The organism is Microbacterium maritypicum, from assembly GCF_008868125.1.
In the GTDB taxonomy this organism is placed as follows: Bacteria; Actinomycetota; Actinomycetes; order Actinomycetales; family Microbacteriaceae; genus Microbacterium; species Microbacterium maritypicum.
The window spans coordinates 1,773,310-1,792,096 of the sequence record NZ_WAAQ01000001.1; the positions used below are offsets into that span (position 1 = coordinate 1,773,310).

Sequence of the window (18,787 nt, forward strand, 5' to 3'; positions counted from 1 at the left end):
GTCAGGCGTGCTCCTCGTCGGGCGAGATGGTGGCACCGGCCGGGTTTCCGGTGCTCTTCTCCATGTCGATCGCCTGCTGCAGAAGCACCACGGCGGCGACCTGATCCACAATGCTACGAGAGTTCTTCTGAGATCTCCCCGAGCTACGCAGAGCGGCGTGGGCGCTCACGGTGCTGAGACGCTCGTCCACCAGCCGCACGGGAACACCGCTTCTCGTGTGAAGGGCAGCGGCGAACTCCCGCGCGTCCGTGGTCGATGCCGTGTCGGCACCCTGCATGTTCACGGGGAGGCCGACCACGAATTCCAGGGGGTCGTACTCCCCCGCAATCTGCACGAGGCGATCGATCGATGCGTCATCCCGCGGCACGGTCTCGACCGGGACGGCGAGCATCCCGTCAGGATCGCAGCGTGCGACACCGACTCTCGCCCTGCCGACATCGATGCCGAGCCGCACACCGCGGCGGAAGCCGCTCACGCGCTGTGCAGCTCCTGTGAGATGGCCTCGAGCGCCGCGGGAAGGGCCGCGGCATCCGCGCCACCACCCTGCGCGACGTCGTCGCGACCGCCGCCACCGCCACCGAGCACACCTGCGGCGCGCTTCGCCAGCGCCCCTGCCTTCGCGCCCGCCGCACGTGCCGCATCGTTGGTCGCCACGACCACGACCGGGCGACCGTTGACCACGGCCCCCAATGCCACGACCGCAGCATCCGAACCCAGACGATCGCGGACGCCGTTCACGAGGTCGCGCACATCATCCGCGGAGGCGACATCGCCGAGGTTCTGCGCCGCGAGGCGGAACGCCCCGACGCGCGTCGCCGCCTCGACGATGGAGGGAACCTGGCCGGCGCGCTCCTTCGCCTCGAACTGCGCGATGCGCTTCTCCGCCGCCTTCAGGCTCGCCGTGAGATCGGCGATGCGTTCGGGAAGCTGCTCACGAGGGGTCTTCAGCGAGCTGGTGAGCTGCGAGACGATCGCCCGCTCGGCCGCCAGCTCACGGAAGGCGTCGGCACCGACGAGCGCCTCGATACGTCGGTTGGAGGCTCCGACGGAGGACTCTCCGACCAGGCTCACCAGACCGATCTCCGCGCTCGTGCTCACGTGCGTTCCGGCGCAGAGCTCTCGCGACCAGGGACCGCCGATGTCGACCATGCGCACGACGTCGCCGTACTTCTCGCCGAACAGAGCCATGGCTCCGGCTTCCTTGGCCTCGTCGAGCGAGACGATGCGCGTGGTCACCTCGAGGGATTCCTGCACCGCGCGGTTCGTGATCTCCTCGATCTCGCTGCGGGTGTCGGCCGAGAGGGCCTGCGACCAGGAGAAGTCGAAGCGCATGTAGCCGGCGCGGTTCAACGAGCCCGCCTGCGTGGCGGTCGGACCGAGCGTGTCGCGGAGTGCGGCGTGCACGAGGTGCGTGGCCGAGTGCGCCTGACGCGCGGCACGGCGGTTCGCGGCGGCCACGACCGTCGTGGCGATGTCATCGACGGCGACGGTTCCGCGCGTGACCTCGACGGTGTGGCTGATCAGGCCGGGCACCGGCTTCTGCACATCGATCACCTCGAGCGCGTAACCGGGACCGATGATGGTGCCCTTGTCGGCCACCTGTCCACCGGACTCCGCGTACAGCGTCGTCTCGGCGAGCACGACCTCGGCGATCTGGCCCTCGGATGCACTGCGCACCGGCGCACCGTCGACGAGGAGCCCGAGCACACGCGACTCGACCTCCAGCGCGGTGTAGCCGTCGAATCCGGTCTCGCCCAGGGCACGCAGCTCACGGTAGACCGACACGTCGGCGAGCTGCCGCTTGCGGTTGCGGGCGTCGTCCTTGGCACGCTGGCGCTGCTCCTGCATGAGCGTGTCGAAAGCGGCGCGGTCGACATCGAGGCCCGCTTCCTCTGCGACCTCGAGGGTGAGGTCGATCGGGAAGCCGTAGGTGTCGTGCAGCAGGAAGGCCTCGGGTCCGCTGAGCGTCTTCCCGCCGCCCTTCCTGGTCTCGTCGAGCGCGAGGTCGAGGATCGTCGATCCGGCGACGAGAGTGCGACGGAACGTCTCCTCCTCGGCGAAGGCGGACGACGACAGGACGGACCAGTCCTTCTCGAGCACCGGGTACGCCGACTTCATCGCGTCGCGCGAGGCGGCGAACAGCTCGGGGAACACGGGCTCGTCGACGCCGAGCAGACGCATCGCCCTGACCGTGCGGCGCATCAGACGGCGCAGGATGTACCCGCGTCCTTCATTGGAGGGGCGCACGCCATCGGAGAGGAGCATGAGCGAGGAGCGCACATGGTCGGCGACCACGCGGAAGCGCACGTCGTCCTCGTGCTGGGCGCCGTAGGAGCGGCCGGACAGCTCGATCGCGCGGTCGAGCACCGGACGCACCTGGTCCGACTCGTACATGTTCTCGACGCCCTGCTTGATGAACGCGACGCGCTCGAGCCCCATGCCGGTGTCGATGTTCTTCATCGGCAGCTCGCCGACGATGTCGAACTCCGTCTTGCCGCGGATGTTCTCGATGAAGTCCTGCATGAACACGAGGTTCCAGATCTCCAGGAACCTCGAGTCGTCGACGGCGGGACCGCCGTCCTTGCCATAGGCGGGACCGCGGTCGAAGAAGATCTCCGAGTCGGGACCGCCGGGCCCGGGCTGGCCGGTGTTCCAGTAGTTGTCCGCGCGTCCGAGGCGCTGGATGCGCTCGGGCTTCAAACCGATGATGTCGCGCCAGATCGCTTCAGCCTCGTCGTCGGTCTCATAGACCGTGACCCAGAGGTCCTTCTCATCGAAACCGAGGCCGCCGTCCGACTCGGAGCTGGTGAGCAGCTCCCAGGCGTACCGGATCGCGCCTTCTTTGAAGTAGTCGCCGAACGACCAGTTGCCCAGCATCTGGAAGAACGTGCCGTGGCGCGCCGTGCGCCCCACCTCTTCGATGTCGTTGGTGCGGATGCACTTCTGCACGTCGGCGATGCGCGGATGAGGCGCGGGCACGACGCCGGTGAGGTACGGGATCATCGGCACCATTCCGGCCACCGTGAACAACAGAGACGGGTCGTCGCTGACCAGGGAGGCAGAGGGGACGATGAGGTGGTCGTTCTTCTCGAAGAAGTCGAGGTAACGCTGCGCGATCTCCGCAGTTTTCATGGGGTGCCGGGTGTCCTTGCGTGAAGATGCTGCGCCGAAGCGCGGCGATGGTTCAGTTCTTGCCCGGCTCCGTGAGCCGTGCCTCCTGCTCGCGGTAGGCGTCGCCGATGATCGCGGTGAACCCGTTGATGCGGGCATCGACCTCGGCCAGGATGTCGTGGCCGCGGGGGTCCTTGTTCATGAAGTGCGCGGCGACGAAGCCGCCGATCACACCGATCAGGAACCACTGCATGCTCTTCATGACGTCATCCTTGCCCTTGACCCGCGAAGGCGCGGTGTCACCATCGTATGCGGAAACGACAGGAGGCGTCGGGAATCCCGACGCCTCCTGCCTGATTGCTCTATCGCTGGATCAGCGAGCTGCGTAGTACTCGACGACGAGCTGCACTTCACAGGTCACGGGGACCTCGGCGCGCTTCGGACGACGAACCAGACGCGACTGGAGCTTGTCGAGCTCGACCTCGAGGTAGCCCGGAACGGGGGGCAGAACCTCGGCGTGACCGCCGGCTGCTGCCACCTGGAAGGGCTCGGTGCCCTCGCTCTTGGCCTTGACGTGGATGAGCTGACCCGGCTTCACGCGGAACGACGGGCGGTCGACGAGCTGTCCGTCGACCAGGATGTGACGGTGCACGACGAGCTGGCGAGCCTGCGCGGTGGTGCGGGCGAAGCCCGAACGCACGACGAGAGCGTCGAGACGCATCTCGAGCAGCTCGACCAGGTTCTCACCGGTCAGACCGTCCTGACGACGAGCCTCGTTGAAGGTGTTGCGCATCTGCTTCTCGCGGATGCCGTACTGCTCGCGAAGACGCTGCTTCTCACGCAGACGGACGGCGTAGTCGCTGTCTGCCTTGCGCTTGGTGCGGCCGTGCTCGCCCGGAGCGTAGGGACGCTTCTCGAGGTAGCGGGCGGCCTTCGGGGTGAGAGCGACGCCGAGGGCGCGGCTGAGACGCACCTTGCGGCGGTCCTGGGACTTCGTGGTCACGAAGTTTTCCTTCCGATGACGTGGTCGCGTCTTTCACGACTCACGGACGTATCGTCCGCGTTCTGCCTTGGAGCGCACGCCGGGGCGCCAGCAAGGTGGGGTGTGAACGAGGAGATGCCCGAAAACTCGGTTTCGAGCCGCTCAAGTCTAACAGATCGCCCTCATCCGCCGGATCGGCGCGGTCAGCGGTCGCCGAGGATGCGGCGGATGCGCTCGAGACGGGCACCGATGTCGCGCTCCGCCCCGAGGTTCTTCGGCTCGTAGTAGTGCCGCCCGTCGAGTTCGTCCGGCAGATACTGCTGCGGCACGATCCCGAACTCGCTGTCGTGCGAATAGACGTATCCCCGACCGTGCCCGAGGCGCTTGGCCCCCGGGTAGTGCGCATCCCGCAGGTGCAGCGGCACCCGGCCGAAACCGCCGGCACGGATGTCGGCGATGGCCGCGTCGATGCCCACGTAGGCCGCATTCGACTTGGCGGTGGTCGCCAGGTAGACCGTCGCTTCGGCGAGGGGGATGCGCCCTTCCGGCATGCCGATGAACGCCACGGCGTCGGCAGCGGCGACAGCGATGGCGAGGGCCTGCGGGTCGGCGAGGCCGACGTCTTCGGACGCGGAGATCACCAGACGCCGGGCGATGAAGCGCGGGTCCTCGCCCGCCTCGATCATGCGGGCGAGATAGTGCAGCGCGGCGTCGGGGTCGGACCCCCTGATCGACTTGATGAACGCGCTGATGACGTCGTAGTGCTCGTCGCCCTGTCGGTCATAGCGCAGCAGCGCCTTGTCGACCGCCTGCGAGATGTCGTCGGCGGACACCTCCGGCACGCCCTGGCTCTCGGCCGCGTCTTCGGCGTCCGCCTCGGCGGCCGTCGCGTGGGACAGCGCAACCGCGGCGCCCGCCTCCAGACCCGTGAGGGCGCGACGGGCATCACCCGAAGCGAGCCGGACGAGGGCCGACCGGGCCTCATCGCTGAGGGCGACTGCTCCGTTGAGTCCGCGGGCGTCGGTCACCGCCCTGTCGACGAGCAGACCGATGTCGTCGTCGGTGAGCGGTTGCAGCGTCAGCAGCAGCGAACGCGAGAGCAGCGGCGAGATCACCGAGAACGACGGGTTCTCGGTGGTCGCGGCGATCAGGATCACCCAGCCGTTCTCGACACCGGGAAGGAGCGCGTCCTGCTGCGCCTTCGTGAAGCGATGGATCTCGTCGAGGAAGAGGATCGTCGTCTGCCCGTAGAGGTCGCGCTGCGTCACGGCCTCCTGCATGACCTCGCGCACGTCCTTCACCCCGGCGGTGATCGCGGAGAGCTCGACGAAGCGACGACCCGACGAGCGGGCGATGGCCTGCGCGAGCGTCGTCTTCCCGGTGCCCGGCGGGCCCCACAGGATGATCGACACGGCCCCGGGCGCGGTCGCCTCGGGATCGGCGAGGGCGACGATCGGAGAGCCGGCGCGCAGCAGATGACGCTGCCCGGCGACCTCGGCGAGGGAAACAGGGCGCATGCGCACGGCGAGGGGCGTCTGCCCGGAGAGCAGCGCGGCAGGGGACGTCATCATCCCAGGCTAACGGCGGTCTCCGACACTTCGGCGAACCTCCGCCCTCCCGGTAGGCTCTCAGGCGACGCCGTGGAGCGGCGTTCGGATGGGAGACCAGGGCATGGCCGCACGCGGTTCGAAGAACGCACAGTCGCGCACGTCGGCGGAGCGCGCACGACTGCACGCCGCGCGCACCCAGTGGCACGAGGGGCAGATCCGCCGTCGTGTCCGCGACAACACGATCGCCGCCATCGTCGGCAGCCTCATCGTGGTCGCGGCGATCGGCAGCCAGGTCGTGCACGCCCAGGTCACGGCCCCGGAACCGGAGCCCACCCCCACGCCGTCCGTCGAGCCGTCCACCGCTCCGACCGAGGCGCCGACGGAGACCCCCGCACCCGTCCCCTCGGACGCGCCCGCCGAGTGATCGGCAGAGCCCTCCGCCGCTGCGCTCGCCGTTCTCCCCGGCTCACGGCTCGATCACGGCGAGGCGATAGCCCCGCTTGACGACGGTCTGGACGAGGTCGATCCCGCCCAGCGCCTCACGCAGTCGGGCGACGGCGGCCTCCACCGCATGACCGCTGCGTTCGCCGCCGGGGAGCATCCTCGCCAGCTCCGCCCTCGACAGCACCCGTCCACGAGCGAGGAAGAGCGCCTCGATCACTCCGGCGGCTCCACGGGGCAGGGGGATGAAGCACCCGTCGAGCACAACACCACCGCTGCGCACGTCGAGACGCCCGAGCTCGGTGAGAAGCGATCGTGCTCCGCTTCGATAGTGCGACAGGACACAGCTCGTCAGTCCTCCGGGCGCTGACGGCGCGACGTATCGCACGGGCAGGCGGGCGGCCCGAAGCCGACCCGCCTCCTCCTCGTCCATCGCGATCAGGAGCAACCGCCCCGCTTCGACCCTTCGGCGATTCGCGTCGAGGGTCCCTGTGCTCACCGCCGCCCCGACCCATGAAGCGGCGGACGCGGTGAAGAGCACCGCGTCGGCACCGCCGAAGCCCGCGCGATGCACGGCACGGCGAAGCACGGCCGGAGACGGAGCCGCCTCACGACGCCCTGGCACGCGCGTCACATCCGCTCCCCCCGCGCGGAGTGCACGTTCGAGGTCGTCGATGCCGGCCGCACGACTCGCGGCGAGAGAGGCGTCCGCGGCGCTCGTGTCGACCGAGACGATGATCCTGCATCCTGCGAGGACCGGGCGCGCCCCCGAACGTCCGGTCCTCATGCGGGGTTGTCCGCACGGAGCGGGGAACGGCGATGCCGCGCACCGTCCCGTTGTCGCTCGCCCCATCCGATCGCCTCGGTCGCGCCCCGTTCCCGGAGCGGCTCCTCGGATCCCCTCCGTGCAGCCGAGGTACCCTCTTCCGTCAGTGGCAGCGGTTCCTCGGAGATCCGCACTCCACTGTCGAGGAGGGGTGTGCGGCATGCGAGCCCCGCAGCGCTCAGCCGGTCCCGGAGCGCGGGGAGCTGGCTCCGACCCACTCCCTGCAACTCGATCCGTGAGCGGATGATCCGCGGGTGCAGGCCGAGATCCTGCGCGATGCGTCCGATGCCGATGAGCTGCTCGGGTGTGAGGGCTCCTCCTGCCACCGGCGAGACCACGGCACGAGTCGTGTCGGTTCGAACGTGCTCCTCCGGCCGCTCGCTCTCTTCCTGCCGGTGAGGCGTGCGCTGCGGGATCGGCTCGCCGGCGAGCGACGTGAGGGCGCGCGCCACGGCCAGTGTGCACCGCTCGCACCCCGGCTCCCGACCGAAGCGCGCGCCGACCCCGCTGAAGGTGAGCAGCCCCTCCCCTCGGAGCGCCGTGAGAAGCGCCCACTGCGACATGCCGATGTGGATGCAGACCGCGGCGTCTTCGTCGTGCGTCGTCCGGCACAGCTCGTCCGCCAGCCGCCCTCGCGACGCGACACCGACGAGCCGGCGAAGCGAGGCATGACCGCTCGTGTCGCCCACCAGAACGGCGCCGAGGAGCGTGCGCGCGTCGTCCGTGAGAACGACCTTGCGGTACACGCCTGCGCCACGACGACGATCGGTGACGACCTCGATCCGGTCTGCGGTGTGGGGCTGCGACTCCCCGAAACTCACGACGTCGATTCCGGCGACGGTGTGATGCACGCCGTCCACGTGCCCGAAGAAGCGTCCCGCTCCCCCGCGCAGCTGCGACGCCGCCGCTTCCGCCATGGCGCGCGCTGCTGGGGCCGCATCGATGCCGCGCCCGTCGAAGTTCGCGACCTCTCCGATCGCGAGGATGCGCGGATCGGACGTGGCGCAACCCTCGTCGACGATCACGCCGCCGAGCGGGTGCACGTCGAGCCCGGCGTTGCGCGCGAGTTCGTCCCGTGGCCGCACGCCGACAGTGAAGACCACGACATCGGCGCGTTGGAACGTGCCGTCCTGGAACTCCAGCGCCGTGACGGCACCCGAGTCGTCGGCGTCGAGGCGGGTCGTCCTGGTTCGGGTCCGCACCGCGATGCCGCGCGCTTCGAGGCCCTCCTGCAGCACTCCTGCGCCGTCGCCGTCCAGCATCGCCGGCAGCAGGCGGTCCGCGTACTGCACGAGCGTCGTGCCCACACCCGCCTCGTTGAGCGCGAGGGCGGTCTCGACACCGTGCAGTCCCCCGCCGATCACGACGCCGCGCAGCGGACGACCGAGGCGGCGGGATCGCGTGTCGACGAACTCCCTCACCGATTCCGCATCCTCGATCGTGCGCAGCACGAAGCACCCGGGAAGACGCGCTCCCGACACGGCTGCACGCGCTGCGAAAGACCCCGTGGCCAGCACCAGCACGTCGTACGGGTACGTGCGCCGTGAGCGCGTGCGGGCCGTGCGTGCCGACCTGTCGATGTGCAGCACACGATCATCACGGATCAGGCGCACGCGATCGTCGCGGAAAACGGAGCGATCGAGCCGAAGCTCCGCGGCATCGCGCCCGGAGAGGACATCGACCAGGGCGGACCTGTCGTACGGACCGTGGGTTTCATCGCCGATCACGGTGACCCGCACGGCCGCATCGGGGTCGCGGAGCAGACTCTCGACGAAGCGGTGCGCCGCCATCCCCGCTCCGACGACCAGGATGTCGCTCGGCGGCGATGTGGTGTCCTTCATGCTGCTCCTGTCGACCGGAAGGCTGTCGTCCTGGCGACGATAGGAGGAGCGTGTTACCTGCAGATGACGAGGAGTGCTCCCCGGATCGAACGTTCTCGTCACGAAACGGTAACGGTCGCGCAAGAAGCCGGGGCCTCACCCGCGGTGCTCCGGCGTACTAGGCTGAGCCTCGTCCTTTCCGCCTCCCGCGGCCCGACCGCGCAAGGAGAATCACGTGTCTGCCAACGAGCCCACGAAGCCGACTCCCCCCGTCCCCGGACCCCCCGCCGTGCCGATGCCGCGAAAGGCGCCGACACCGGCCGCCGTCGCGCCCGTCGCATCGGTGCCGGCCGCATCCTCGACCTCAGCCGAATGGGGTCGTGTGTCCGAAGACGGCACCGTCGAGGTCAAGGAGGGCGATGCCTGGCGCGTCGTCGGCCAGTACCCCGACGGAACTCCCGACGAGGCCCTCGCCTACTTCGTCCGCAAGTTCGACGACATCGCCTTCAAGGTGCAGACGCTCGAGCAGCGCCACCAGGCAGGCGGAGCTTCTGCCGGCGACCTGGCCAAGCAGGCTGCGCACCTGATCGAGGAGGCGACCGATGCCGCCGCCGTCGGCGATCTCGCAGGACTGCGCGATCGGCTCAACGCGCTCACCTCGTCGTTGTCGGAAGCCACCGAGCAGGAGGCGCAGCAGGCCAAGGAGCTCGTCGACAAGGCGATCGCCGAGCGCACGATCCTCGTCGAGCGCGCCGAGGAGATCGCCGCCCGCGACCTCAGCAAGGTGCAGTGGAAGCAGGTCACCGCCGAGCTCGGCGAGCTGTTCGACGCCTGGCAGGCGCAGCAGCAGAACGGACCGCGCCTGTCGAAGGGAATCTCCCAGCAGCTCTGGAAGCGGTTCCGCGACGCCCGTGCGATCGTCGACAAGCAGCGCCGTGCGTTCTACTCCGAGCTCGACGATGCGCACAAGGCAGCGCGCGACGCGAAGACCCGTCTGGTCGAACGCGCCGAGGCACTCGCCCCCCGTGGCACGGACGGCATCCCCGCGTATCGCAACCTCCTCGACGAGTGGAAGGCATCCGGGCGCGCCGGACGCAAGGCCGACGACGCCCTCTGGGCACGCTTCAAGGCTGCCGGCGACGCTCTCTACGCCGCGCGTGCCGAGCAGGCCGCTGCGGAAGAGGCGGACTCCGCGCCGAAGATCGAGGCTCGCGAGGCCCTCCTCGAAGAGGCGAAGGCCGTCGCGGACGAGTCGAACATCAAGCGGGCCCGTGCACTTCTCACGCGCATCCAGCGGCAGTGGGACGAGATCGGCCGCGTCTTCCCCCGGGAGAAGGAGCGTGCACTCGACGACAGGCTCCGCGCGATCGAGCAGGCTCTGAAGGGCCGCGAAGACGTGGACTGGAAGAAGAACAACCCCGAGACCAAGGCACGCGCGAACGACATGAGTTCGCAGCTGCTCGAGGCGATCGAGAAGCTCGAGGCCGAGGTCGCCGCGGCGGAGAAGGCGGGCGACAAGAAGGCCGCCAAGGCCGCATCCGACGCACTCGAAGCGCGACGCGCCTGGCTGAGCGCCCTCGGCAGCTGATCCGTTCTCCACAGCTCACCCGCGAGCTCGGAAGAGGCGGGGTGCACTGCGCCAGACTGGCGTGATGCACCCCGCCTTTCTCTACGTCCCCGGTGAGCGGTTGAGCCAGTCGGAGCTGAGTGCCGCGCGGATCGACGGCCACGTGGTGGAGGTGGGCGACGCCTACGTCCCCGCTGACCTCATCGAGGGGCCCGATGTCAGGGCCAGCACGATCGCCACCCTGGTGCGGCCGGGAACCGCAGCCTCGGGTCCGACCGCCGCCTGGATCCACGGCGCCGGTGACGCCCCGCCCGCCGTGCATCACATCAGGCGCTGCGTCGAGAGGCGCATCAGAGCCGTCACCAGTTCACGACTCGTCTTCCACGACACCGTGGTGCCGTCGTCCGACCTTCAGCAGATCGGCGGAGTGCTGGTGTCGACGCCGATGCGGACGATGCTCGACCTCGCCACGACGCTGCACCGAGACCCCCGAGTGCTCACGTGGATGGACCGTCTCGCCATCGTGTTCCCCGAAGCGCCCGAGGCCGCGGGAGACGCGTTGCGCGACATGAGCCGTGTTCCCGGCAGTCGCGTCGGAATGGCCGTGCTGGAGCGACTCTCGCTCAAGAAGAGGTGACGCGGTAGACGTCGTAGACGGCGTCGATCCGGCGCACCGCGTTGAGCACACGGTCCAGGTGAACGGCGTCACCCATCTCGAACACGAAACGACTCAATGCCAGGCGCTCATCGGTGGTCGTGACCGTCGCCGAGAGGATGTTGACGTGGTGCTCGCTCAGAACGCGCGTGACGTCCGAGAGGAGCCCGGAGCGGTCGAGGGCCTCGACCTGGATCTGCACGCGGAACACGCTCTTGGTGGTCGGCGCCCAGGACACCTCGACGAACCGGTCTTGCTCGCTGCCGAGGGCCTTGACGTTGACGCAGTCGGCACGATGCACCGACACTCCGCTGCCACGGGTCACGAAACCGACGATCTGATCGCCGGGAACAGGTGTGCAGCACTTGGCCAGCTTCACCAGGATGTCGTTGGCTCCACGAACGAGCACACCGGAGTCCCCGGATCGCGGCTCGCGGCTCGGAGCGCTGCCAGGCAGATCGATGGCACCCGTCGTGGGGTCGCTCGCCGCCACGAGAGCGGTGACCTTCTCCAGCACCGACTGGGTGGAGACATGCCCCTCACCGACGGCGGCGTAGAGTGCGGACACGTCCTCGTAGTGCATGCCCCGCGCCACTTCCGTGAACGAGTCATGACTCATCAGACGCTGCAGTGGCAGGTTCTGTCGGCGCATCGCACGGGCGATGGCCTCCTTGCCCTGCTCGATCGCCTCCTCGCGGCGCTCCTTCGTGAACCATCCGCGGATCTTGTTGCGGGCGCGGGTGCTCGCGACGAAGCCGAGCCAGTCCTGGCTGGGACCTGCGTCGGGGTTCTTCGAGGTGAACACCTCGACGACGTCGCCGCTCTTGAGCTCGGATTCCAGCGGAACCAGACGACCGTTGACCTTCGCACCCATCGTGCGGTGGCCGATCTCGGTGTGCACGGCGTACGCGAAGTCCACCGGCGTCGCACCCGACGGGAGTCCGATCACGCGGCCCTTCGGGGTGAAGACGTAGACCTCTTTCGCCCCGATCTCGAACCGGAGCGACTCCAGGAACTCACCGGGGTCGGCGGTCTCCGCCTGCCAGTCGGAGATGTGCGCGAGCCACGCCATGTCGGTGTCGGAGGCGCGTACCTCGGTCTTGCCGCCGCCGTTCATCCGCTCCTTGTACATCCAGTGCGCCGCGACACCGTACTCGGCCTGCTGGTGCATCTCGTGCGTGCGGATCTGGATCTCGACAGTGCGGCCGGCGGGGCCGATCACGGTGGTGTGCAGCGACTGGTAGAGGTTGAATTTGGGCGTCGCGATGTAGTCCTTGAACCGGCCGGGCAGCGGAGTCCAGCGCGCGTGGATCGCACCGAGCACGGCGTAGCAGTCGCGCACCGAGGCGACCAGCACCCGGATGCCGATCAGGTCGTAGATGTCATCGAACTCGCGACCGCGGATGACCATCTTCTGGTACACCGAGTAGAGCTGCTTCGGTCGACCGACCACCTTGCCGCGGATGCGGAGATCGCGCAGATCCTCGTCGATCTCCTCGACGACCTGGGTCAGATACTTCTCACGTTGCGGGGTGCGCTGGGCGATGAGGCTGTGGATCTCGTTGTAGATCTTCGGGTGCAGCACCGCGAAGGAGAGATCCTCGAGCTCCGACTTGATCGCCTGGATACCGAGGCGATTGGCCAGCGGCGCGTAGATCTCCAGCGTCTCCTTGGCCTTCTTCGCCGCCTTCTCGGGCGGGACGAAACCCCAGGTGCGCGCGTTGTGGAGACGGTCGGCGAGCTTGATCAACAGCACCCGGATGTCTTTCGACATCGCGACGATCATCTTGCGGACGGTCTCGGCCTGGGCGCTCTCGCCGTACTTGACCTTGTCGAGTTTGGTGACGCCGTCGACGAGCATCGCGACCTCGTCGCCGAACTCGGCGGTGAGGTCGGTCAGCGCATACCCCGTGTCCTCGACCGTGTCGTGGAGCAGTGCGGCCGCGATCGCCCGCGGTCCGAGGCCGAGCTCCGCGAGGATCTGCGCGACCGCGAGCGGGTGCGTGATGTACGGCTCGCCGCTCTGGCGCTTCTGGCCCTCGTGCTTCTCCTTGGCGACCGCGTAGGCCCTCTCGATGACCGAGAAGTCACCCTTGGGGTGATTCGCGCGCACTGTGCGGATCAGGTTGTCGAGGTCGTTGATCCTGGACGCGCGGGAGAAGATGCGGGGAACCAGCCGTCGCAGACTCGAACCCTGCGATGACGTCTGCGGTTCCGCCATCAACTCACCTCCCGATCAGTTCATCCTACGCGTGCTGGGCGGGACGAGCTCCCGCTGAGCCGACCGGTCAGACCTCGACCGAGGCCTTGCTGCGGCTCTCGCGGATGCGGGCGTCGCGTGCCTTGAGCTGCGGCTCGTTCTCGCGGAACAGCGAGTAGAGCGGAGCAGCCACGAAGAGCGTCGAGTAGGTCGCCACCAGGATGCCGACGAAGATCGACAGCGAGATGTCGGTGAGCGACTCCGCACCGAGCCAGAAAGCGCCGATGAAGAGCACGGCGCCGACCGGCAGCGCTGCGACGACCGAGGTGTTGATGGAGCGCACCAGCGTCTGGTTCACGGCGAGGTTCACCGATTCACCGAACAGTCGGGCGGACTTCTCCCCGTCCTCCGTGGTGTTCTCCCGGATCTTGTCGAACACCACCGTGGTGTCGTACAGCGAGTACGCGAGGATCGTCAGGAAGCCGATCACGGCCGCGGGCGAGATCTCGAAGCCGGCCAGCGCGTAGACGCCCACCGTGATCACGAGCACGTCGAGCAGACCGATGATGGCCGCGGCCGACATCTTCCACGTGCGGAAGTAGATCGCGAGGATCAGGAAGGTCAGCGCGAGGAAGATCGCAAGACCCCACAGCGACTGCTTCGTGACGTTCTCGCCCCAGGCCGGGCCGATGAAGGAGGAGGTGACGGCAGAGGGCTCGACGCTGTAGGCCTTCGCCAGCGCCTCGCCGACCTGCTGGGTCTCCGCGGCGCTCATCTGGTCGGTCTGGACGCGGATGTCCGTGCCGTTGACCACGACGACCTTCGTCGCCGCTCCGGGCACGACCGACTGCACCGCGGTGGTCGCGGTGTCCTGCTCGACGCTGTCCGGCGCCTGAACGGTGAACTGCGATCCCCCGGTGAACTCGATCGAGAACTGGATAGGGCGGATGAGGGGCACGAGTGCCGATCCGACGACGAGAGCGATCGCGATGATGAACCACAGACGCCGCTTGCCGACGAACGGGAAAGAGGTCTTCCCCGAGTAGAGGTTGTTGCCGAACTCATTCATGGAAGGCATCAGGCGTCTCCCTCACTTCCGGCGTTGGTGGGTTTGTCACCCGCGAGGGCCTCGGCGCGCTTGCGTTCGGCGATGGTCTGTCTGCGATCCGCCTCACCGCGGGAGCGGGCGTTCTTCGCGCCCCGCCCTGCGGATACCGTGGTCACCTCGCGATACTGCGAGCGGCTGCGGTACACGGCGCCCAGAGCCTCGGGGTCGAGACCGGAGAGCTTGTGGCCTCCGCCGAAGAATCGCGTGCGTGCGAGCAACTGCATCACGGGATGCGTGAAGATCACGAAGATGAACACGTCGATGAGCGTCGTGAGGCCGAGCGTGAACGCGAAGCCCTTCACCGTGGCGTCGGCCAGGATGTAGAGCACGAGCGCCGCGAGGATGTTGATGGACTTCGAGATGTAGATCGTGCGCTTGGCGCGACCCCAGCCGTCTTCCACCGCAGAGGTGATCGACTTTCCATCACGGAGTTCGTCTCGTATTCGCTCGAAGTACACGATGAACGAGTCGGCCGTGAAACCGATGGAGACGATCAGACCGGCGACACCGGCGAGCGACAGGCGGAAGCCGATGCGCCACGCCAGGATGCAGATGATGATGTAGGTGAGGATCGCCATCACCGCGATCGACGCGATGATCACCGACCCGAGCGCGCGATAGACGATCAGCGAGTAGATCGCCACCAACGCGAGACCGATGAGTCCGGCGATCAGACCGATCTGCAGCTGCTGGGTGCCCAGCGTGGCCGAGATCGTGTCGGAGCTCTGCACCGTGAAGCTGAGCGGAAGAGCACCGAACTTGAGCTGGTCCGCGAGAGTCGTCGCGGTCTCCTGTGTGAAGCTGCCCGAGATGCTCGGCTTTCCGTCGAGGATCTGGCCGTTCATGCGCGGCGCGCTGATCACGTTGCCGTCGAGCACGAACGCGAACTGATCGCGCGGCGTGAGCCCGTCGATGCGGTTCTGGTTCAGACGGGTGCTGACCTTGCCGAAGGCGTCGGCCCCGTCGCCGTTCATCGTGAGCTGGACGAGCCATGCGCCCGACTTCGGATCGCGACCGGCCGAGGCGTCTGTGATGGCGGTTCCGTCGAGCTCGGCAGGTCCGAGGATGTACTTCGCCGTCCCGTCCGCCGAGCAGGCGATGAGCGGCTGGTCCTTCGGCGCCTTCGCGGCGTTGTTGTCGGGGTTCGCGCAGTCGTACGCCTGGAACTCCGCGGCCAGCTTGTCCGTGACCCAGGAGAGGTCGCTCGCGTCGGTCGGCTCGGCCGTCGGCGTCGAGTTGAGCCCCGGGTCCGGGCTCGGGTACGGCGTGGAGTTGCCGTCCTCGCCGACGAACTCGTTGGTCGCCGCCGTGGTGTACAGAACGGGGCGGAACTCGAGCTGAGCGCTCGACTGGATCCGCTCCCGCGTCTGCGCGTCGGCCTCACCCGGGATCTGGACGACGATGTTCTGTCCGCCCTCGGTGGTGATGTCGGCCTCGGCGACACCCGAGGCGTCGACGCGCTGACGGATGATCGCCGCGGCCTGATCGAGCTGCTCGGTCGAGGGGGCGGCGCCGTCCTCGGTCTCCGCGCTCAGGACGATCTGCGTGCCGCCCTGGAGGTCGAGGGCGAGCTCGGGTGACCACGAGCTCGCGGCCTCCCCGTTGCTGTCCTTGAAGACGTACACGCCCAGCGCGTTGATGCCGAAGAGCACGCCCGTCACGAGGAGCAGGCCGAGAAGGACCCGCCAGGCGTGACGGACGGGAGAGGATGAAGCCACGTGTGTTCAGCTTTCTGGAAGGACGGAGATCCGAGCGGCCGCGTCGGCCCCGGGCTTACTTGTCGTCGGCGTCGCGCTCGAGGCGGGCGCGGGTCTCCTCGGGAGTCTCGACGGCCGGAGCGATCGACTCGTCGGCGACCTGCTCCTCGACGATCTCATCTGCCGACGCGTCGACGACGGCGTCCTTGGGCTCGACGACGCGCAGGATGGCCTGGCTGTGGACGTCGATGATGGTGCCGGGAGCGATCTCGACCAGCGCCGGCGTGTCGAGGTCTTCGGGGTCGTACGCGACGATCGTCCCGTAGATGCCGCCCTGCAGGAGCACCTTGGCGCCCGGAACAGTCTTGGTGGCCTTCTCCTCCTGCTCTGCCTTCATCTGCTTCGTGCGCTTGCGCGTGTTGAAGATCATGAAGACGAGGAGGACGGCAAGAAGGCCGAAGAGCAGGAATTCCATGGGCATGGGGGAAGCGCCTTTCTCAGGTGCACGCTCCAGCCTTTGGGCGCGCGAAGGTAACCGGGAAGTCTCCAGCGATTATAGGTCATCCAACGTAAGCATCCCGTCCGGATGCGCGACGCCCAGATGCGCGTACGCCTCCGGCATCGCGACACGGCCACGGGGAGTGCGTCCGAGGAACCCGATGCGCACGAGGTAGGGCTCGACCACGCTCTCCACCGTCTCAGCCTCCTCGCCGACCGCCACCGCGAGTGTGCTGAGCCCGACCGGACCCCCGCGGAATCGACGCACCAGTGCTTCCAGCACGGCACGGTCGAGGCGGTCGAGGCCGATCGGATCGACGTCGTAGAGTTCCAGCGCCGCACGGACCTCGCGGATGGTCGCCACTCCCCCCGTGTGCACCAGGGCGTAGTCGCGCACACGGCGGAGCAGACGGTTGGCGATGCGTGGTGTGCCGCGCGAGCGGCGGGCGATCTCGGAGAGCGAATCCGTCGGCAGATCGACGCCGAGGACGGCGGCCGAGCGGGCGATCACCTGTTCGAGCTCGGACTCCTCATAGAACTCCAGGTGCCCGGTGAAACCGAAGCGATCACGCAGGGGATTCGGCAGCAGACCGGAGCGCGTCGTCGCGCCGACGAGGGTGAACGGCGAGAGTTCGAGCGGAATGCTCGTGGCGCCCGCGCCCTTGCCCACCATGATGTCGATCCGGTAGTCCTCCATCGCGAGGTAGAGCATCTCCTCCGCGGAGCGCGCCATCCGGTGGATCTCGTCGATGAACAGGACTTCGCCTGGTACCAGGCTCGACAGCAGAGCGGCGAGGTCTCCGGCGTGCTGGATCGCCGGACCGCTGGACAGACGCAGCGGACGCTCGCTCTCGTGCGCCACGATCATCGCGAGCGTCGTCTTGCCGAGCCCCGGAGGCCCTGCCAGCAGGATGTGGTCGGCCGGGCGGCTCTGGATGCGTGCGGCCTCGAGGAGGAGCTGCAGCTGACCGCGGACCTTCTGCTGTCCGACGAACTCCCCCAGGCTGGTCGGACGCAGCGCGCCCTCGATCGCGAGCTCGGTCTCGTCGGACGGCTCGCTGGCGTCGAGATGGTCAGACACGCGCCTGGCCTCCCTGCGCCGGGCCGAGGAGGGCGAGCGTGCGTCGCAGGAGCGAGGCGACCGATGCGCGCTCCGCATCCGTGGCCTCCGCCGCCGTCTGGGTCGCGGCTTCCGCGGCGACCTTCTCGGACCAGCCGAGGCCGACCAGCGCTGCGGCCACCTGCGTCACGACGTCGGTTCCGCCCGCGGCGGTCGGCTTCGACGGCGCCGCGAAGGCCTGCACCTTTCCGGCGAGCTGCAGGACGATGAGCTTGGCCGTCTTGGGGCCGATGCCGGAGACGCGCCGGAACGGGGCGTCGTCCTCGGCCGTGACGGCTTCGGCGATCTGATCGGCCGTGAGGTGCGAGAGCACGCCCAGCGCCGACTTCGGACCGACACCGGTGACGCTGATGAGAAGTCCGAAGATCTCCAGCTCCCCCCGGTCGGCGAATCCGAACAGCGACAGGGAGTCCTCGCGCACGATGAGGCTGGTGTGCAGCAGGAGCTTCTCCCCCACCGCCGCTGTGTGCGCGACGTCAGCGGGGACGGCGACGGCGAATCCGACCCCGCCCACGTCGATGACGACCTGATCGGATGTCGCATGCAGGACGACACCGTGCAGAGAGGAGATCATCCCCTCAGCCTACGGTGTCGCTCGTAGGTATGTTCGACCGACACGCTTCTCGGCATCGGCCCAGGCACGCTGCGCGGGGGTCAGCGCCGCCTGGCCGGAAGATGATGCGGCTCCGCCGCGGCGCCATGCGTGGCAGAGGGCGATCGCCAGGGCGTCAGCGGCATCGGCCGGCTGCGGCAGCTCGTCCAGGCGCAGGATGCGCGCGATCATGGTCTGCACCTGTCGCTTGTCTGCAGCGCCGTATCCCGTCACCGCCGCCTTGACCTCGCTCGGGGTATGGGTGGCGGCAGGCAGCCCCGACTCGGAGGCGATCAGCAGCGCGACACCACTGGCCTGCGCCGTTCCCATGACCGAGTGGGTGTTCTGCTGGGCGAACACGCGCTCGACGGCCACCGCGTGCGGACGGTGCTCGGCGATCACGGCGCGGATGCCGGCGGCGACGATCGACAGACGATCACCGATCTCCGCGTCCGGCGATGACCTGATCACGCCGACGTGCACCAGAGTCCCGCGACGCGAGCCGTCGACGTCGACGACGCCGACACCGCACCGGGTGAGCCCTGGATCGATGCCGAGCACACGCAGAGAGGAGGTCACTCCCCCAGGCTAGGCCGCAGGACCGACACCGGCCGCTCGGC

Annotated in this window: 17 protein-coding genes; 3 read left to right on the forward strand and 14 right to left on the reverse strand. The window is 68.5% G+C overall.

Translation table 11 applies throughout. The annotated features are described in order from the left end of the window. Position 1: 1 nt before the first annotated feature. The 5 genes from ruvX to F6W70_RS08570 all read right to left on the reverse strand — a co-directional run bounded on the left by ruvX (position 2) and on the right by F6W70_RS08570 (position 5,664). On the reverse strand, positions 2-475 hold the full coding sequence (gene ruvX / locus F6W70_RS08550) for a Holliday junction resolvase RuvX (RefSeq protein WP_055872485.1): 474 nt from the start codon (positions 473-475) through the stop codon (positions 2-4). Then, complete coding sequence (gene alaS, locus F6W70_RS08555; RefSeq protein WP_151486392.1) at positions 472-3,132, reverse strand: alanine--tRNA ligase; 2,661 nt, start codon at positions 3,130-3,132, stop codon at positions 472-474. Before alaS ends, ruvX begins: the two co-directional genes overlap by 4 nt. A gap of 52 nt (positions 3,133-3,184) precedes the next feature. Further along, on the reverse strand, positions 3,185-3,373 hold the full coding sequence (locus tag F6W70_RS08560) for a hypothetical protein (protein WP_017830547.1): 189 nt from the start codon (positions 3,371-3,373) through the stop codon (positions 3,185-3,187). A 111-nt stretch (positions 3,374-3,484) separates the two neighbouring features. After that, the gene (gene rpsD, locus F6W70_RS08565) at positions 3,485-4,114 is read right to left on the reverse strand and encodes a 30S ribosomal protein S4 (RefSeq protein WP_017830546.1); all 630 of its coding nucleotides are present in this window, start codon (positions 4,112-4,114) and stop codon (positions 3,485-3,487) included. A gap of 182 nt (positions 4,115-4,296) precedes the next feature. Beyond that, positions 4,297-5,664, reverse strand: a complete 1,368-nt coding sequence (locus F6W70_RS08570) for a replication-associated recombination protein A (RefSeq protein ID WP_373695248.1) — start codon at positions 5,662-5,664, stop codon at positions 4,297-4,299. A gap of 100 nt (positions 5,665-5,764) precedes the next feature. On the opposite strand from F6W70_RS08570, the gene F6W70_RS08575 reads away from it, so the two are divergent. Next, on the forward strand, positions 5,765-6,067 hold the full coding sequence (locus F6W70_RS08575) for a hypothetical protein (protein WP_229778900.1): 303 nt from the start codon (positions 5,765-5,767) through the stop codon (positions 6,065-6,067). Between the two features lie 42 nt (positions 6,068-6,109). Here F6W70_RS08575 and F6W70_RS08580 read toward each other — a convergent pair whose 3' ends face one another. After that, complete coding sequence (locus tag F6W70_RS08580; protein WP_170287830.1) at positions 6,110-6,871, reverse strand: winged helix-turn-helix domain-containing protein; 762 nt, start codon at positions 6,869-6,871, stop codon at positions 6,110-6,112. Further along, the gene (locus F6W70_RS08585; RefSeq protein ID WP_151486395.1) at positions 6,868-8,751 is read right to left on the reverse strand and encodes an FAD-dependent oxidoreductase; all 1,884 of its coding nucleotides are present in this window, start codon (positions 8,749-8,751) and stop codon (positions 6,868-6,870) included. The genes F6W70_RS08580 and F6W70_RS08585 overlap by 4 nt, the downstream gene beginning before the upstream one ends. A gap of 214 nt (positions 8,752-8,965) precedes the next feature. Between F6W70_RS08585 and F6W70_RS08590 the strand changes: the two genes are divergently transcribed. Next, positions 8,966-10,318: a DUF349 domain-containing protein gene (locus F6W70_RS08590; RefSeq protein ID WP_318278840.1), complete on the forward strand. Its 1,353-nt coding sequence runs from the start codon at positions 8,966-8,968 to the stop codon at positions 10,316-10,318. 64 nt (positions 10,319-10,382) lie between these two features. Next, positions 10,383-10,934: a type IV toxin-antitoxin system AbiEi family antitoxin gene (locus F6W70_RS08595; RefSeq protein WP_055872481.1), complete on the forward strand. Its 552-nt coding sequence runs from the start codon at positions 10,383-10,385 to the stop codon at positions 10,932-10,934. Here the strand turns inward: F6W70_RS08595 and F6W70_RS08600 are convergent. From F6W70_RS08600 to ruvC, 7 genes are all read right to left on the reverse strand, one after another. Next, positions 10,921-13,173 carry a RelA/SpoT family protein gene (locus F6W70_RS08600; protein WP_017830540.1) on the reverse strand — a complete coding sequence of 751 codons (2,253 nt, stop codon included), beginning with the start codon at positions 13,171-13,173 and terminating at the stop codon, positions 10,921-10,923. The genes F6W70_RS08595 and F6W70_RS08600 overlap by 14 nt on opposite strands. Positions 13,174-13,240: 67 nt before the next feature. Next, on the reverse strand, positions 13,241-14,230 hold the full coding sequence (gene secF, locus F6W70_RS08605) for a protein translocase subunit SecF (protein ID WP_055872480.1): 990 nt from the start codon (positions 14,228-14,230) through the stop codon (positions 13,241-13,243). After that, positions 14,230-15,978 carry a protein translocase subunit SecD gene (gene secD, locus F6W70_RS08610; protein WP_127482331.1) on the reverse strand — a complete coding sequence of 583 codons (1,749 nt, stop codon included), beginning with the start codon at positions 15,976-15,978 and terminating at the stop codon, positions 14,230-14,232. Before secD ends, secF begins: the two co-directional genes overlap by 1 nt. A 55-nt stretch (positions 15,979-16,033) precedes the next feature. Continuing rightward, a complete protein-coding gene (locus tag F6W70_RS08615) occupies positions 16,034-16,432 on the reverse strand; it encodes a preprotein translocase subunit YajC (protein WP_017830537.1) in 399 nt (132 codons plus the stop codon). Positions 16,433-16,510: 78 nt separating this feature from the next. After that, positions 16,511-17,536: a Holliday junction branch migration DNA helicase RuvB gene (gene ruvB / locus F6W70_RS08620; RefSeq protein WP_017830536.1), complete on the reverse strand. Its 1,026-nt coding sequence runs from the start codon at positions 17,534-17,536 to the stop codon at positions 16,511-16,513. After that, a complete protein-coding gene (gene ruvA / locus F6W70_RS08625; RefSeq protein ID WP_151486396.1) occupies positions 17,529-18,149 on the reverse strand; it encodes a Holliday junction branch migration protein RuvA in 621 nt (206 codons plus the stop codon). Before ruvA ends, ruvB begins: the two co-directional genes overlap by 8 nt. Positions 18,150-18,158: 9 nt before the next feature. Beyond that, positions 18,159-18,746: a crossover junction endodeoxyribonuclease RuvC gene (gene ruvC, locus F6W70_RS08630; RefSeq protein WP_055868053.1), complete on the reverse strand. Its 588-nt coding sequence runs from the start codon at positions 18,744-18,746 to the stop codon at positions 18,159-18,161. Positions 18,747-18,787: the final 41 nt, after the last annotated feature.